The sequence below is a fragment of the Gillisella vitis genome (assembly GCF_001541345.2).
Taxonomy (GTDB): domain Bacteria; phylum Pseudomonadota; class Alphaproteobacteria; order Rhizobiales; family Rhizobiaceae; genus Allorhizobium; species Allorhizobium vitis.
Genome location: NZ_LMVL02000005.1, coordinates 78,374 through 95,632, shown reverse-complemented (window position 1 = coordinate 95,632; position 17,259 = coordinate 78,374). Strand labels below are relative to the sequence as shown.

Annotated in this window: 6 protein-coding genes; 3 read left to right on the top strand and 3 right to left on the bottom strand. The window is 58.6% G+C overall.

Going from position 1 to position 17,259, the window contains the following annotated elements; genetic code table 11:
• Nucleotides 1–3: 3 nt before the first annotated feature.
• A complete protein-coding gene (locus tag ASB66_RS17790; RefSeq protein WP_060718815.1) occupies nt 4–8,505 on the bottom strand; it encodes a glycoside hydrolase family 94 protein in 8,502 nt (2,833 codons plus the stop codon).
• Nucleotides 8,506–8,980: 475 nt separating this feature from the next.
• Between ASB66_RS17790 and ASB66_RS17785 the strand changes: the two genes are divergently transcribed.
• Nucleotides 8,981–10,120, top strand: coding sequence for a M20 aminoacylase family protein (locus ASB66_RS17785; RefSeq protein ID WP_060718915.1), 1,140 nt, complete (start codon nt 8,981–8,983; stop codon nt 10,118–10,120).
• 70 nt (nt 10,121–10,190) lie between these two features.
• On the opposite strand, the gene ASB66_RS17780 is transcribed toward ASB66_RS17785, so the two are convergent.
• The gene (locus ASB66_RS17780) at nt 10,191–11,942 is read right to left on the bottom strand and encodes a glucan ABC transporter ATP-binding protein/ permease (RefSeq protein WP_060718816.1); all 1,752 of its coding nucleotides are present in this window, start codon (nt 11,940–11,942) and stop codon (nt 10,191–10,193) included.
• A gap of 275 nt (nt 11,943–12,217) precedes the next feature.
• Between ASB66_RS17780 and ASB66_RS17775 the strand changes: the two genes are divergently transcribed.
• The gene (locus tag ASB66_RS17775; protein WP_060718916.1) at nt 12,218–12,958 is read left to right on the top strand and encodes a helix-turn-helix transcriptional regulator; all 741 of its coding nucleotides are present in this window, start codon (nt 12,218–12,220) and stop codon (nt 12,956–12,958) included.
• Nucleotides 12,959–13,064: 106 nt separating this feature from the next.
• Complete coding sequence (gene pyc / locus ASB66_RS17770; protein WP_060718817.1) at nt 13,065–16,526, top strand: pyruvate carboxylase; 3,462 nt, start codon at nt 13,065–13,067, stop codon at nt 16,524–16,526.
• Between the two features lie 76 nt (nt 16,527–16,602).
• On the opposite strand, the gene ASB66_RS17765 is transcribed toward pyc, so the two are convergent.
• Nucleotides 16,603–17,046, bottom strand: coding sequence for a metallopeptidase family protein (locus ASB66_RS17765; RefSeq protein WP_015917590.1), 444 nt, complete (start codon nt 17,044–17,046; stop codon nt 16,603–16,605).
• Nucleotides 17,047–17,259: the final 213 nt, after the last annotated feature.

Sequence of the window (17,259 nt, the reverse complement as noted above, 5' to 3'; positions counted from 1 at the left end):
CTCTTACAGGCTGATGGCGAAAGCTCCGTCCTTTTCAGTGACAGCTGCGCCGTTGGCCGTGACTTCGTAGCCAGAACCATCAGCCTTGCGGCTTGCAGTGATCGCCACGGCCTTGCCGCCGATGCTGACCTCTGCCTCATAGGAGGAGAGGCTGGACGGCAGCGCGGGCTTCAGGCTGATGCCCTCACCCTGACGGTGAATGCCGAGGAAGCCTTCCAGTGCGAAGCGGTAGAGCCAACCAGCCGAGCCGGTATACCAGGTCCAGCCGCCGCGCCCTTCATAGCCGGGGCCGCCATAGACATCGGCAGCCACGACATAGGGCTCGACCCGGTAACGATCGGCTTCATCGGTTGTCTCGGCATGATGAACCGGGTTCAGCATCGAGAACACTTTCCAGGCCTCGTCGTTGCGTCCAAGCTTGGACAGAGCTAGACCCGTCCAGATCGCCGCATGGGTATATTGACCGCCGTTTTCGCGCACGCCCGGCGGATAGGACTTGATATAGCCTGGGTCCAGACGGCTCTTTTCGAACGGCGGAGTGAAGAGACGAACGATCCCCACTTCGTCATCGATCAGCCGTCCGACCACCGAGTTCATAGCCTGCTGCTGACGCTCCGGCTCGGCAAAGCCAGACAGAACCGACCAGGACTGGGCGATGGCGTCGATCCGGCATTCATCCGACTGGTCGGAGCCCAACGGATCGCCATCGTCGAAATAGCCACGACGATAGTGATCGCCATCCCAACCGGCTTTTTCCAGCGCAGCCTTCAGGCTCTTCAGGTATTTCGCCCAAGCCTTGACGCGGCTTGAATCCTTGCGCTCCTCGGCAAAGGGCGTGAACACCGTCAAGGCATTGGCAAGGAACCAGCCGAGCCAGACGCTTTCGCCGCGCCCGGCAACGCCGACCCGGTTCATACCATCGTTCCAGTCGCCGCCAAGGATCAGCGGCAGACCGTTGGTGCCGGTGCGGGTGATGGCGAGATCGAGCGCCCGGGCCGCATGTTCATAGAGCGGTGCCTTTTCAGCGGAAATTTCCGGCTTGAAGAAGGCATCGTGACGACCGAGTGCCAGCGTCGGACCATCGAGGAAGCTGACGTCTGTATCCAGGATAGCCTTGTCGCCGGTGGCCGTGACATAGGAATGGACGGCATAGGCCAGCCAGACCACGTCATCGGAAATCGTGCTGCGAATGCCGGCACCGTTCTGCGGCAACCACCAATGCTGCACGTCGCCTTCTTTGAATTGCCGTGAAGCGGCATTGAGGATCTGATCACGAGCAAGTTCCGGCCTGTAGAGCAGGAAGGCAAGGCTGTCCTGCAACTGGTCGCGGAAACCATAGGCTCCCGATGCCTGATAGAAACCGGCGCGCGCCTTGATGCGGCAGGCCAGCGTCTGATAGGGCAGCCAGTGATTGACCATATGGTCGAAGGCCTTGTCGCCGGTCTTCACCTTGATATGGCCGGTGAAATCACCCCAGAACGACTTGGCTTCGGCCAGCGCCCCGTCAAAGCCCTTGGCTTTGGCAGCAGCAATCACGCTGCGGGCCTGTTCGATGCTCTCGGCGTCACCCAGCAGGAAGGTGACGGATGCTTCTTCGCCCGGCTGCAAGGTGATGTCGAAGGCCAGCGCCGCGCAGGGATCGCCTTCCGGATCGATGGAGCCGGACAGCGGCGAGCCCTTGGCCACGGCCTGCGGCATCTTGATATCCCCATGCCGACCGATGAATTCACGGCGGCTGGAGGCAAAGCCCGTTGCCGTTTCCACGGCGGTCAGGAAGGCGAAGCGACCCGAATAGTCGATGCTATAGGGGTTGGTCGCCAGCAGCGCTCCGGTTTCCGCATCATGGGACGGCAGCACAAAGGCAGCCGTCTTCTGCGGATTGTTGCCGAGAATCCATTCGACATAACCGTAGCTGCGCAGGCGACGAGCACTGTCGCCGGTATTGCGGATTGTAAGCCGGGTAAAGCGAACCGGCTCAACCTGATCGACCGTGACGGTCAATTCGACCGCAAGACCAGCAGCTTCGGTCGAGAACACCGAGTAACCAAGGCCATGACGGGTTTCATACACCACATCCTGCCGGTTGCTGGCTGCCGAAATCGGGCTGACCACTTCGCCGCTGTCGAGATCGGCCACATAGAAGGCCTCGCCCGTGCGGTTGGTGACGGCATCGTTCGACCATGGCGTCAGCTGATAGTCGCGCGAATTGCGGCTCCAGGTGAAGCCTGAGCCTTCGGCGGCAATATGGAAGCCGAAATTATCGTTGGAGATCACGTTGATCCACGGCTGCGGCGTCGATTGGCCGGGGCCAAGCCTCACCACATATTCGGCACCATCGGCAGCAAAGCCGCCATAGCCATTCCAGAATTCCAGATCGCTACCATCGATGGCAGGAGCAACAAGATCGGTCCGTCCGGCCATGACCGGCACCGGCGGATACCAGTCGGCGTCAATGGCATCCACTCCGCGCGGTGCTGCAAACAGCTCGGCGGCATGGGTCACCTGATCGGTGATCTTGCCATTGCGGGCATGTAGCACGACGCGGGCGGCAGCGAGCACGGCATTCCAGCCGCTGTCGTCCATCAGGTCGCGGCGTACTGCAAACACATGTTGCTGGCCGCCTTCGGCCTGCTTGGTGCGCATGCCCTCAGCCAACTGTTCCAGGGCATGCTGCATGTCCTGCGCATAGGATGCGGCCCGCTCGTTGAGAATCACCACATCGGTGACGACGCCATGACGTTGCAGGTAATCCTGGGCGCTCAAAGCTTCGCGGACCACTTCGGTGTCCATCTCGTCATTGATACGCACCGCGAAGATCGGGTAGTCGCCGGAGATCGAGTTTGGCCACAGCGCCGATTGCGGGGCGAGACCAGCGCGCACGGTTTCCGGATCGGCCCGCAGATGCATGTCGGGATAGACCAGATAGCGACCAAGCTGCTGGAAGGCGGCGGCCTGCTGCGAGGTGATGCCGATATGGCGCATCTCGACCTGGGTACGGGTCCAGGCATGCAGCATTTCGTGGTTGAACGCATCGGGATGACGATAGCGCTCGATGGCCACATCGACTTCCTGACGGCTCGGGGCGGCGATGGTCCAGTAGACCACGCTGACCTTTTTGCCAGCAGGAACGCGCAGCACGCGGCGGAAGGAGGCGATTGGATCGAGCGTAAACCCGTCCGAACCAGACAGAACCGCATTCGGATCGAAGGCCGCAGCCTCGGCCAGTGTGCGGCCACGGCCGATGAACTTGTAGCGGTCGGTCTCGAATTCGGTATTGCGGCCCGGTCCCGACGTATCGGAGACCAGATGCGCCACGCAGATATCCGGATCGCTCGGCGAACGCTTGTTACGCTCGATGCGGATCACGTCGCCCTTACGGCCAAGCTCGGTTTTCACGAACATCCGCGAGAACACCGGATGGGCATTGTCATTGTCGTCACTCGACAGGACCGGCTCCATATAGGAGGTCACTTCGATGAAGCGGTCCTCGGTGCCGGTGTTGAGCAGGGTGACACGACGGCCTTCGGCGTCATGTTCGGTGGCAACCACGCATTCGACAGTCGAGGTGATATCGCCAACCGTCTTGGTGAATTCAGCCTTGTCGTCGCTGAACACCACACGGGTCTTTTCCTCGGCGGCCCGACGCGGGGCAGCGGTCGTTGACCACCATTCGCCCGACGCCGTATCGCGCAGGAAGATGAAGGTGCCGTTGCGGTCTTCGGTCGGATCGGCCTTCCAGCGGGAAACGGACAGGCCGTTCCAGCGCGAGAAGCCGGAGCCGGTGGCCGTCAGCATCACTGAATAATGGCCGTTCGACAGCAGAACCAGTTCGCGGTCCTTGGACAGCGGATCGGTAATGGTGCGGATTTCCGGCCGCAGCAGGTCGGCCTGGCCCTTGCCGGGGGTCTGCGGCTCGTATTTGGCGCTCATCACAGGGATTTCGCGCGGTGCCTTTTCCTGCAACAGCAGTTCGGCTGCTTCGATCACCGGATCGGCGTGGAAGAGTTCACGCAACAAGCCATTGAAGGTGACGTTGGCAATCGCCGCAATCGACATGCCGTGATGGTGGGCATAATAATTGTAGACGACTGCGCAGGTCTTGCCCTTCGGCACCCGGGTCGGAGTGAAATCGACAGCGTCATGGAAACCATAGGCGCCAAGCGCGCCAAGCGCCCGGAGCTTTTTCAGGTTTTCAGCCGCTGCCTTCGGATCGTACTGGCTGGCGAGAATCGACGCATAGGGCGCGATGACCGCGTTCTGACCGAGACCCCGTTTCAGGCCGAGAGTGGGCACGCCGAAATTGGTATATTGATAGGCGAGCGCATGGTCGCGGGCGTTGAAGGCCGCTTCCGAAATACCCCAGGGGATATTGAGACGCTTGCCGTGGTTCATCTGTTCCTTGACGATCAGGTTGTTCGTCTGGTTCAGAATACCCCCCTGCCGTTCCTGCATGACCAGCGGCGGCATCAGATATTCGAACATCGAACCGGACCAGGACACCAGAGCCGCACGTGAGCCGATCGGCACCACCTGACGGCCCAGCTTGTACCAATGTTCGGTGGGCAGGTCGCCCTTGGCGATGGCAAACAGCGAGGTCAGACGGGCTTCAGAGGCCAAAAGGTCATAGCAGGCCTCGTCCAGTTCCATGGTCTCAACACGATAACCGATGGAAAGCAGACGCCGTTCCTTGCGGAACAGGAAGGCGAAATCCATCGAGAAGGCGAGATCGCGGCTGCGATCACGCAGGCTGGCCAGACGCTGACGCAGCGGCTCGATGTTGGACAGGTCGAAGGCGCTATCGGCGATATGCGATTCGCAGACCGCCACCAGCGCCTCACTCCAACGCAACAGGTCCGTGCTCTTGTCAGAGCGCAGCTCGTGGTGAAGATTGGCCGCCAGCTTCTGGATGTCGCGCGCCAGAACCGCGAGGTTGATGACCCGGATCGAGGCGAATTCATGCTCGCGCTTGACTGAGGCCAGCGCATTGTTGAAACCGATGATCCGCTCATAGAGACGGGTGCGCAACGGGCGCACGGTCTTGCGGTCGTCAGGCAGTTCCTTCAGCGCTTCCATCAGGATACCGCCGACATCGCCGATCCCGTCCAGGCTGCCCTGGAGATGGGCAGACGGGGCTTCGGCCCAATGGCGGCAGGCAGACGAAATCGCAATCAGATGACCAGCAAGATTGCCGCTATCGACCGCAGAAATATAGCGGTTGCCGAGCGATTTCAGCGTGTCGGTATGATACCAGTTGTAAAGATGACCCCGGAACTTGTCCATCTTCTCGACGGTGCCGATGGTCTGTTCCAGCTTTTCGATGGTCTGCTCGAAACCGAGCCAGCCAAAATGACGGGCAGAGACAATCGACAGAAGATAGACGCCGATATTGGTCGGCGAGGTCCGGCGTGCCACCACAGGCTCCGGCGTTTCCTGGAAATTGTCCGGCGGCAGGAAATGTTCGCCTGCATTGGCGAAGGTCTCGTAATAGCGCCAGGTGCGGCGCGCGATGCGGCGCAGTTCGATAACGGTTTCTTCCGGCACCAGCAACCGGTCTTCCGTTTCGGCGGACTGGCTGACATACCAGGCAACCAGCGGCGACAGCACCCACATCAGCGTGAAGGGCAGGCCGATCAGCGCACCGTAACCGGCTTCATAGGCCGAGAGGCCGAAGGCGACGAGGGCCAGCGTCGGTGCATAGCGCATCGTGCGGTAATAGGTCGGAATACTGCCCTGGGCCACCGACTGGATGCTGGCGGCAGTGCGCCATTCCAGCAGCAACTTGCGGCTGACCAGCAGGCGATACATCGAGCGCACGATGGCATCGGCCATCATGCAGGCCATATCAGCGATGAAGACGATACGAAGTGCCACTTGCGCATTGGCGCCGCGCAAATCGGCCCAGAGCGACTGGAAGTGTGCGCTTGGCACGATATCCGTCTGACGTGGCACAAGCGCGTTGATCAGAGAGATTGTTGGCGCAACGAACAGCGAGAAGATCAACAGCAATTGCCAGATCAGCGTGTCGATCGGGCTCATGGCGAACCAGCCGATGACAGACGCGGCGAACCAGGCAATCGGGGTCAGCGACCGGCGCAAGTTATCGACCATTTTCCAGCGGCCAAGCGAGGTAATACCGCGCTTCGGATCGAGAATATAAGGCAGCAACTGCCAGTCGCCGCGCGCCCAGCGATGCTGGCGGGAAATTTCTACTTCATAACGGGTCGGGAAATCCTCGACCAGCTCGACATCGGTCACCAGCGCGCAGCGGGCAAACGAGCCTTCCAGCAGGTCGTGGCTAAGAACGGTATTCTCATCGATCTGGCCCTTGATGGCCCGCTCGAAAGCGTCGACATGGTAAAGGCCCTTGCCGGTGAAGCTGCCTTCGCCGGTAATGTCCTGATAGACGTCAGACACGGTAAAGACGTAAGGATCGAGACCGCGATTGATCGAAAACACCCGCTGGAATACCGAGGCGTCCTTGCCTGTTGTCAGCGAGGGGGTGACGCGCGGCTGGAGAATACCATAGCCGCTGACCACACGACCGGTTACCGGGTCGTGCACGGGGCGATTGATCGGATGATACATCTTGCCGACCATCTTGGTCACGGCATCGCGCATCAACCGGGTGTCGGCGTCCAGCGTCATCACATATTGCACGCCATCCGGCACCGTATTGGCACCGGGCAGGTAGGATGTATCCTTGTCGCCACGTAGCAAAAGGTTCAGCTCATGCAGCTTACCCCGCTTGCGCTCCCAACCCATCCAGCAATCTTCCTGGGGATTGAACAGACGGCGGCGATGCAGGAAATAGAAACGGGTCTTGCCGTCTTCATTGTAGCGGGCGTTCAGCGCAGCGATTTCCCGCTTGGCATATTCCAGCACTTCGAGATCGGCTTCGGTCTCTTCGACCTTGGCATCTGGCCAGTCGCTGAGCAGCGAAAAATACACCTCGCCACGCGGATTGGTGAGGTAATGGACTTCCAGATTGCGCACCAGTTCATCGACATGGTCACGCTTGGAGATCATGCAGGGAACGGCAACCAGCGTACGCGCATCGTCTGGAATGCCCTCCTTGAACTCATAGCCGACCAGACGGGCGGGCTTCAGAACAAAGGTGGACAGCGTGTTGAACAGGCCGGTCGCGCCTTCGGATGCCGGCAGGGCAAACAGCACGACGAGAATGGTGATCAGCGGCACCGAAAGACCAGCGTAAGACAGGTACCAGGCAACGAGTGCCAACGCCAATGCTGTCAGCGCCAGGACGGGCAGGGCGATGGCCAGCCAATGCAACCGCTTGAAGCTGCGGGTGACGGCAATATGCGCAGGCACGCGATAACCGACCGCACGCTCCAGCGCTTCCTTCTGTGCGCCCACGAGAACGCTGCCGACATTGGACGGCGCATCGGAGAGATCACCGGTCGACGCGGCAGCCTTCGACAGATCGATGGCGATCTGGGCTATTTCCAGCTCGCTCTTGTCGGAACGGCGCGCCAGCTTTTCAATCGTGTTGCGGTAGCTGTTGCGCGAGCCGAAATCCAGCGCTTCATAATCGCTGTGGCTGCGCAGGATCTTGTCGACATGGCTGACTTCTTCGACCCAGACCGACCATTCGGTATCGTCAATGGTGCGCAGGCCCTTGATGATGCTGCCCATGCTGACATTGCCGGACGAAAGCCGGTTATGCTCGGCGGCCATAGCCTCTTCGGTTGTACGGCCATTGGCCTCCAACCGCTTCTCCAACCAGCTGACGGCAACGGCGGATGTCTGCGAACCGTTGCGCAGGCGATAGAGAAATTGCGTCGCAAACGTATTGTCGTCGGCGAGTGATTCCAGCTGCTTCAAATATTCGCGGCAGGCGGCCTCGTCATTCAGCCGGACGATTTCGTCGGCGGCCTCATTGGCCTTGCGCCGCATCTGCCGGGATTTTTCCACCCGGGTCGAAATGCGCCGCAGGTTTTCCACCAGCACAAAGCGCACCATGGAGGGCAGGGCCCACAATTCGCCGATTTCAAGCGAATGCTCGGACTGATAGCCTTCCGCCAGCGCCGTCATGCTTTCGCGCGTCACTGTGGAATGGGTATGAGCCACATAGAGCCAGGCCAGCGCCATGACGCGGGGAATGATCCGGTCGCCGACCTTGACCGTCGGCAATTGCCGATAGAATTTTTTGGGAAAGTCGCGGCGGACTTCCTGAATCGCTTCTTCGATAATGTAGTGATTGTCCAGCAGCCATTCGGCAGCAGGCGTAATCGTCGCCCCCGCCTCGACATCGGCGGCGGTGGTGCGATAGACGCGCAGGATTTCCCGCTCGTTTTCCTTATGCCGGGCGAAGAAATCGAAATCGAAGAAACCCGGAAGCGTGCTCATCACCGAAGTGGCGAGAGCCTTGGATTTCTCCTGCAACTCATCGATTGTCAGATAGGTAGCCCGGATCGAATCGTTGTGATCGATATTGCGGGTTTCTGTATCGCGTGGCGCTGTGGATGGCGTCATAGATGGGGACATGTTTTCGAATCTGTTACCAGCAAGAGTGAAATCTGCCGCATTGGGATGATGCAGCACTTACATATGCGCAACTGGGCCTAGGGAAAGGCCCGCGGCTGCGGGAAAATCAATGCGGCCATGACGCGCGCCTTTAATAAAGGCTTGGTCAGGCCGGGTAATCCGTCAATCCGGCAAGACGGGCGGAGATGCTCTAGACAGAGTTTCACGTCGATAAACACTTCCTTTGCTTGGGCTCATCCATCTGCCGGTCTTTTGCAAATGATGTCTTCCCGACATTTTTGTCGGCACGACTGTTCATCCTAAGTCTGCCACCCTGCAATGCTCAGTTTGAACCGAAGCTGAACGGATGTTAGGGTCTCCCTCTATAAATTCAGCGAGAACAAATCCAAGATCCTCTGCCCGAGGCGGAGCTTACGAATCGGAAACAGACCATCCACACTTTAGGTTAACTATGTCTCTCTTTTTCTCCAATGCCATGAAAGATGTCGTCGAGATCAGGCGCTACCTCCATCAGCACCCGGAACTGGGACTATCGGAGTTTCACACCTCCGATTATGTGGCGGGAAAACTGGAGGCCATGGGCTATGAGGTCACCAGGGGTTTGGCCCGCACCGGCATTGTCGCCACCTTGCGCAATGGGACCAGCCAGCGTTCCATCGGACTACGCGCGGATTTCGATGCTCTGCCAATCACTGAAGAGACCGGCCTTGATTATGCCAGCCTCACGCCCGGCCTGATGCATGCCTGCGGCCATGACGGTCACACGGCCATGCTGCTGGGTGCTGCCGGTATTCTGGCGGAGCGCCGCAATTTCGATGGCATCGTGCATCTGATTTTCCAACCGGCGGAAGAAAATTTCGGCGGCGCGCGGCTGATGATCGAAGACGGCTTGTTCGAGCGCTTCCCCTGCGATGCGGTCTTTGGCCTGCATAACGACCCCGGCATTGCATTCGGCCACTTCGCGTTCCGGGAAGGGCCGATCATGGCTTCGGTCGATGAATGCAAGATCACCGTGATTGGCCGGGGTGGCCACGGTGCCGAACCACAAAGCACCAGCGATCCGATCGTCGCAGGCGCCAGCATCGTCATGGCGCTGCAAACCATAGCGTCACGCAATATCCACCCGCTCGACCCCGTCGTCATCACTGTCGGCGGCTTTCATGCCGGTGCCGCCAGTAATGTGATCCCGGAGCGGGCGGAAATGGTCCTGACCATCCGCAGCTTTGACGATCATGTGCGCGATGAACTGGAACGCCGCGTTCGAGCTATCGCCGAAGGGCAGGCGGCCAGCTACGGCATGACCGTGGAGATTGACTATGAACGGGGCTATCCAGCCACCGTCAATCACAAGGCGGAAACCGATTACGTGCGCGATCTTGCCAGACGCTTTGCCGGCGAAGGCAAGGTTTTCGATATGCCGCGTCCGACTATGGGCGGCGAGGATTTCGCCTATATGCTCCAGGAAAAGCCCGGCACCTACTTCTTCCTCGGCACCAAACGCACCGAAAACGACCCGCCGCTCCATCATCCGCGCTATGATTTCAATGACGACATCATCCCGACCGGCACGGCATTTTGGGTGGAACTGACTGAGAGCCGGCTAAAACCGGAATAGAGCATTGACAGACTAAAGGCGCGGCTCCTTTCGGAGCCACGCCTTTTTACCAGATAGAATGATTGATTTATCAGGCCTTCACCGCGACCTTGTCGTCATCGTTCAACAAGCCGCTGGTGTGCAGCAAGGCTGCAAAACGGCCACCCTTGGAGCTCAATTCATCATAACCACCCATTTCGACAATACGGCCATGGTCCAGGAACAGGACCTGGTCGGCTTCACGCACAGTCGATAGCCTGTGGGCAATGATAAAGGTTGTGCGGTTCTGGCGCAGCCGGTCGATAGCGGATTTTACCCGCTCTTCGGTCTCCACGTCGAGCGCACTGGTTGCCTCGTCCAGTACCAGGATCGGCGCATCCTTCAGGATGGCACGGGCAATGGCGATACGCTGCCGCTCGCCGCCCGACAGACGGTTGCCACGCTCACCGACGTCAGTATCGAAGCCAGACAGACGGCTTTCGATGAAGTCGGTGGCCGCAGCAGCCTCCGCCGCCTTGACGATATCCTCGTCCGTCGCATTTTCGCGCCCGATGCGAATGTTATCGGCAATCGACCGGTTGAGAATGCCTGCATCCTGAAACACGGTCGCAATCGAGTTGCGCAGCGACTGGCGGGTAATGGTGGAGATATCGGCACCATCGATCAGGATCTGCCCATGCTGCGGCTCATGCACCCGTTGCAGCAGGTTGATCAGGGTGGTCTTGCCGGCACCGGTCGGCCCGACGATGGCAATCGTCTGTCCGGCCTTGACCGTGAAGGACACATCCTTGACGCCCTGGGTGGTATTGGCGAAATCGAAGGAGACATGGCGGAATTCAACATCGCCACGTACAGACTGCAAATCGCGATTGCCAGCCGGCTCATCACGATCCTGCACGGAATCCTCCAGCACGTAGAAATCTTCCAGCTTGGCGCGCGCCTCGAAGATCTGCGTCGAAAACTGGCGCATCTGGTCGAGACGGGCGATCAGCAGATTGGCAAAGCCGATGAAGGCAATAACGTCGCCGACCCGCAATTCGCCGCTCTGCACCAGCATGGTGCCGATAATCAGGATGATCAGCATCGAAGCGGTAGAGGCGATGCGATTGAGGCCGCTGGCAATCGCCCACCAGTCGAGCACCGGATACTGAGCATCGAGCAGCTTGCTGGTAAAGGTCTTCAGGGCCGAGGTTTCGGCCTGGATACGATTATAGCTATGCACGACAGAGACATTGCTGATCGTGTCGCTGACATGGGAAAACACCGTATGGTAGTGGCTCTCGACGGAGGCCTGACCATCCTTGGTCTTGTCCATCACCATCTTGCCGATCGCCACATAGATCAGACCAAGCACGATCAGCACCAGCGTCAGGCGCACGTCCATGGAAAAGGCGGTCGGCACCAGCAACACGAGCGCCACGGCCGTGGCCAGATGGGTTCTCATGAATTCCAGCCAGAGACCAAACAGCGTCTCACTGGCGCGCAGCAGCGTATGCAGCGCGTTGGACGTGCCGCGCTGATGATGCCAGGACAGCGGCATGGAAATGATCCGGCCAAAGGCTTCGGTCAGAAGACTGGCCCGGCGGCCATGCGCCAGCCTGTCGGCTTCGCGGGCGACAAGCACGAAAGCAATCGTGTTGAATATACCAAAGCCGCCCCACAGGAACAGAATATCCTTGACTGGCTTGCCACTGGAAATTGCGTCGATGATCCAACCAAACAGGATCGGTTCGGCAATGGTGATCACCGCCAATATGACGTTGGCCGTCACCACGATGCTAACCTTCAGACGGTAAGCGGCAAGATATTGCAAGGCTCGCCAGTAAATTTGCAACAGGGACATGGCGTCAGTTTCTCCTGATCGGCTTCGAATTGGCCGGTTGAGGCATCGTATCACGATATTTTAAGGAGACGAACCTGAACGCTGCCTATACAGACCCGCAGATGTTGTGCAAAGTCCGGTTTTGGAATTCTCTTTTTCACCATGCTTGCTATGGGTAAAATTTCAGGTAGCCGAATTAACAAACACATAAGCTTAACGTGTATTTTAAGAAATAGTGTTTGATAATAATTAGAGAATGTTAATGTTCAGTCTGCTGCTGAACCTAGGGGGTGCGTGTGAGTGTCAATCATCTCATACAGTTTTTGGCTGTATCTCAGGGATGCCGAAGTCGAGAGGAGCTGATCCTCGAGTTGGAGAAACTTCTCGAGTTTTATAAATTCGATTATTACGGCCTAGTGCGCAGTCCAAAGCCTGACCAAAACCCCATGTCTCTGGTGCTTGCAGGACGGTGGCCGGAAAAATGGCCGCAAATTTATATTACGAAAAAATTTGTGCTGATCGATCCTGCCATTCGCTATCTCGCGCAAGCGCAACGGCCGTTCCGCTGGAGCGAAACGCTGACGGCGTTCAGCCAGGACCCGCATTTCAAACGCATGCAGCGGATGATGATGGATGCCCAGCGTTTTGGTCTCGAAGAAGGCTACATCTTCCCCATCCACGGACGGGGTGGACTGCTGGCCAACATGACCATTGGCGGACGACCGGTGGAGCTGACCCCGATTGAGATCATGCTCTTCGACACGGTGGCGAAATGCGCCTTCTGGCGGCTGGCGGAAATCAATGGCGAAGACGAATTGCTGTCGATGGTGCAAAAAGTCGATGTGCGCCTGACCCGGCGTGAGCTTGAAATTCTCAATTATCTCGGGGAGGGCATGACCTCGAACGAGATGAGCAAATTGCTTGAGATTTCGAACCACACCGTCGATTGGTATGTCAACGAATTGCAGGATAAGTTGAACGCCAAAAACCGGCAACATATGGTAGCAATTGCTTACCGCCTTGGCCTGATCAGCTGATATTTTCATCGTTCTGCTGACTTGCCTAAATTGCGCGATGTCTTGCAAACCGCTATGGATTCTCTTCGCAGGCGCACAATGAGCGCCTGATGAAGAGGAGGCCCATTTGTCTATTTCCAAGATCCTAGTTGCCAATCGCTCCGAAATCGCCATCCGCGTGTTTCGGGCTGCCAATGAACTCGGCATAAAAACGGTCGCCATCTGGGCTGAGGAGGACAAGCTCTCCCTGCATCGTTTCAAGGCAGACGAAAGCTATCAGGTCGGTCGCGGCCCGCATCTGAAGCGGGATCTCGGCCCGATCGAAAGCTATCTTTCCATCGAGGAAATCATCCGTGTCGCCAAGCTGTCCGGCGCGGACGCCATCCATCCAGGCTATGGCCTCCTGTCCGAAAGTCCTGAATTTGTCGATGCCTGCAACGATGCAGGCCTGATTTTCATCGGCCCGACGTCGGATACAATGCGGCAATTGGGCAACAAGGTCGCCGCCCGCAATCTGGCCGTCGAAGTGGGTGTTCCCGTGGTGCCAGCCACCGAACCGCTGCCTGATGACATGGACACCGTGGCCAAAATGGCAGGCGAGATCGGCTATCCGCTGATGCTCAAGGCGTCCTGGGGCGGCGGCGGGCGCGGCATGCGGGTGATCCGCTCCGAAAACGATCTGGCGCGCGAAGTGACGGAAGCCAAGCGCGAGGCAAAAGCCGCCTTTGGCAAGGATGAAGTCTATCTGGAAAAGCTGGTGGAAAATGCCCGCCATGTCGAAAGCCAGATCCTCGGCGATACCCATGGCAATGCCGTGCATCTTTTCGAACGCGACTGCTCGGTGCAGCGCCGCAATCAGAAAGTCGTGGAACGAGCACCGGCCCCCTATCTTTCCGAGGCGCAGCGCCAGGAACTTGCCGCCTATTCGCTGAAAATTGCCAGAGCCACCGGCTATATCGGTGCCGGCACCGTCGAATATCTGATGGATGCCGATACTGGAAAATTCTACTTCATCGAGGTCAATCCGCGCATCCAGGTCGAGCATACCGTCACCGAAGTGGTGACCGGTATCGACATCGTCAAGGCGCAGATCCACATCCTCGAAGGCTTTGCCATCGGCACGCCGGAATCGGGCGTTCCCCGCCAAGAAGACATCCGCCTGCATGGCCATGCCCTGCAATGCCGCGTCACGACCGAGGACCCGGAGCATAATTTCATTCCCGATTACGGCCGCATCACCGCCTATCGCTCGGCGGCAGGTTTCGGCATCCGGCTTGATGGCGGCACCGCCTATACCGGCGCGATCATCACCCGTTTTTATGATCCGCTACTGGTGAAAGTGACCGCTGCTGGGGCATCGCCGCAGGAGGCGATCAGCCGAATGGATCGGGCGCTGCGCGAATTCCGTATCCGCGGTGTCGCCACCAATCTCACCTTCCTGGAAGCGATCATCGGCCATCCGAAATTTCGCAACAACACCTATACGACACGCTTCATCGATACCACGCCGGAACTGTTCGCCCAGGTCAAGCGCCAGGACCGGGCAACCAAGCTGCTGACCTATCTGGCCGACGTGACCGTCAACGGCCACCCGGAAACCAAGGGCCGTCCCAAGCCCTCAGACAAGGCAGCAAAGCCGGTCATTCCCTATATTGATGCCAGTATCACCGATGGCACCAAGCAGAAGCTTGATACGCTGGGGCCCAAGGGCTTTGCCGAGTGGATGCGCAACGAACCGCGTGTGCTTTTGACCGACACGACCATGCGCGACGGCCATCAATCGCTGCTGGCCACCCGGATGCGCACAAATGACATTGCCCGGATTGCCAGCGTCTATGCCCGCGCCCTGCCCAATCTGCTCTCGCTAGAATGCTGGGGCGGCGCAACCTTTGACGTCTCAATGCGGTTCCTGACGGAAGATCCGTGGGAGCGGTTGGCACTGATCCGCGAAGGTGCACCCAACCTGCTCTTGCAAATGCTGCTGCGTGGCGCAAACGGCGTCGGCTATACCAATTACCCTGACAATGTCGTGAAATATTTCGTCCGCCAGGCGGCAAAGGGCGGCATCGACCTGTTCCGGGTGTTCGACTGCCTGAACTGGGTCGACAATATGCGCGTCTCCATGGACGCCGTGCAGGAAGAAAACAAGCTGTGCGAGGCGGCAATCTGCTATACCGGCGATCTCCTGAACAGCGCCCGGCCAAAATACGACCTGAAATATTATACCGCTCTCGCCGCCGAGTTGGAGAAGGCAGGCGCCCATATCATCGCCGTCAAGGACATGGCCGGATTGCTCAAACCCGCTGCCGCGAAAGTCTTGTTCAAGGCGCTGCGTGAGGCGACAAGCCTGCCGATCCATTTCCACACCCATGACACATCGGGTATTTCCGCCGCCACCGTGCTGGCCGCTATTGATGCCGGTGTGGATGCGGTGGATGCGGCTATGGATGCGCTGTCGGGCAATACATCCCAGCCCTGCCTCGGCTCGATCGTCGAGGCTTTGGCCGGGACCGAACGCGATCCGGGGATCGATCCGGAATGGATCCGTCGCATTTCCTTTTATTGGGAGGCGGTCCGCGGCCAATATGCGGCCTTCGAAAGCGATCTCAAGGGTCCAGCCTCCGAAGTCTATCTGCATGAAATGCCCGGCGGCCAGTTCACCAACCTGAAGGAACAGGCTCGTTCGCTGGGGCTGGAAACCCGCTGGCACGAAGTGGCGCAGACCTATGCCGACGTCAACCAGATGTTCGGAGATATCGTCAAGGTCACGCCATCTTCCAAGGTGGTGGGCGATATGGCACTGATGATGGTGGCGCAGGACCTGACGGTGGACGATGTCGAGAATCCGGATAAGGATATTGCCTTCCCCGATTCGGTCGTCTCGATGCTGAAGGGTGACCTCGGGCAACCACCCGGCGGCTGGCCGCAGAGCCTGCAAAAGAAGGCGTTGAAGGGCGAAAAACCATATACGGATGTGCCGGGCTCGCTTTTACCGCCCGCCGATCTCGATGTCGAACGCAAGACCATCGAGGACAAGCTGGAGCGCAGTGTCAGTGATTTCGAATTCGCGTCCTACCTGATGTATCCGAAGGTGTTCACGGATTTCGCCCTGGCCTCCGATACCTATGGCCCGGTCTCGGTCCTGCCGACCCATTCCTATTTCTACGGCATGGGCGACGGCGAGGAATTGTTTGCCGAAATCGAAAAAGGCAAGACGCTGGTCATCGTCAACCAGGCCGCCAGTGCTCCCGATGCCCAGGGCCTGGTGACGATGTTTTTCGAGCTGAACGGTCAGCCACGCCGTATCAAGGTGCCGGACCGCAGCCATGGGGCTTCAGGGGCCGCCGCCCGCCGTAAGGCGGAGGCCGCCAATGCCGCCCATATCGGCGCGCCGATGCCCGGTGTCATCTCGCGGGTCTTTGTCTCGGCAGGGCAGTCTGTAAAAGCCGGAGACGTGCTGCTCTCTATCGAAGCAATGAAGATGGAAACCGCGCTGCATGCCGAACGCGATGGCAAGATTGCCGAAGTGCTGGTGAAGGCCGGTGACCAGATCGACGCCAAGGATCTGCTGATTGGCCTTGAGGCATAACAAACAAAGCGGCGGCGCGCCCATCAGAGTGCGCCGCCCTTATCGCGAAAACTTTTTCTTCGAAATTTTGCAGACGTTACGACCGGTCGGCCATTCCGTCGTCAACGCTTTCCTCGATCCGCTCCATATCATCGTCGGACAGACCGAAATGATGGCCGATCTCGTGGATCAGCACATGGGTGACGATATCGCCCAGTGTTTCCTCATTTTCGGCCCAATAGTCGAGAATGGGGCGGCGATAGAGGGTGATTTTATTTGGCACCTCGCCGGTTTCCATGCTGAAACGCTCGGAAATGCCGCGCCCTTCGAACAGGCCCAACAGATCGAAGGGCGTTTCGAGGGCCATGTCTTCAAACACGTCGTCGGTAGGAAAATCGGCAATCTCGATGATCAGGTTTCCGGTCAGGTCGCGAAATTCCTTCGGTAAATTGCCGAAAGCTTCGATTGCCAGCGACTCGAACGTGCTGATGGTCGGCGCGTGTTTTTCGCGCCAGTCGTCGGATTGGTCTACCCGGGCCATGGGAACTCCTACTACAGCGCCGCGCAGGACTGACATCGCGCACCCGCCATAACACTCGAATGGACTGTGGAGGCCTGTCACCGACCGGCTCGAAGGTCAGGTAAGGGTCGTTCCGCAGTAAGATCCCCCATATAGTCTGTTTAATTGCACTTTACGAGTGCCATTCAAAACCCGGCCAGTTCCGCTTGAAAATGCTGGTAATATGAACTGCCA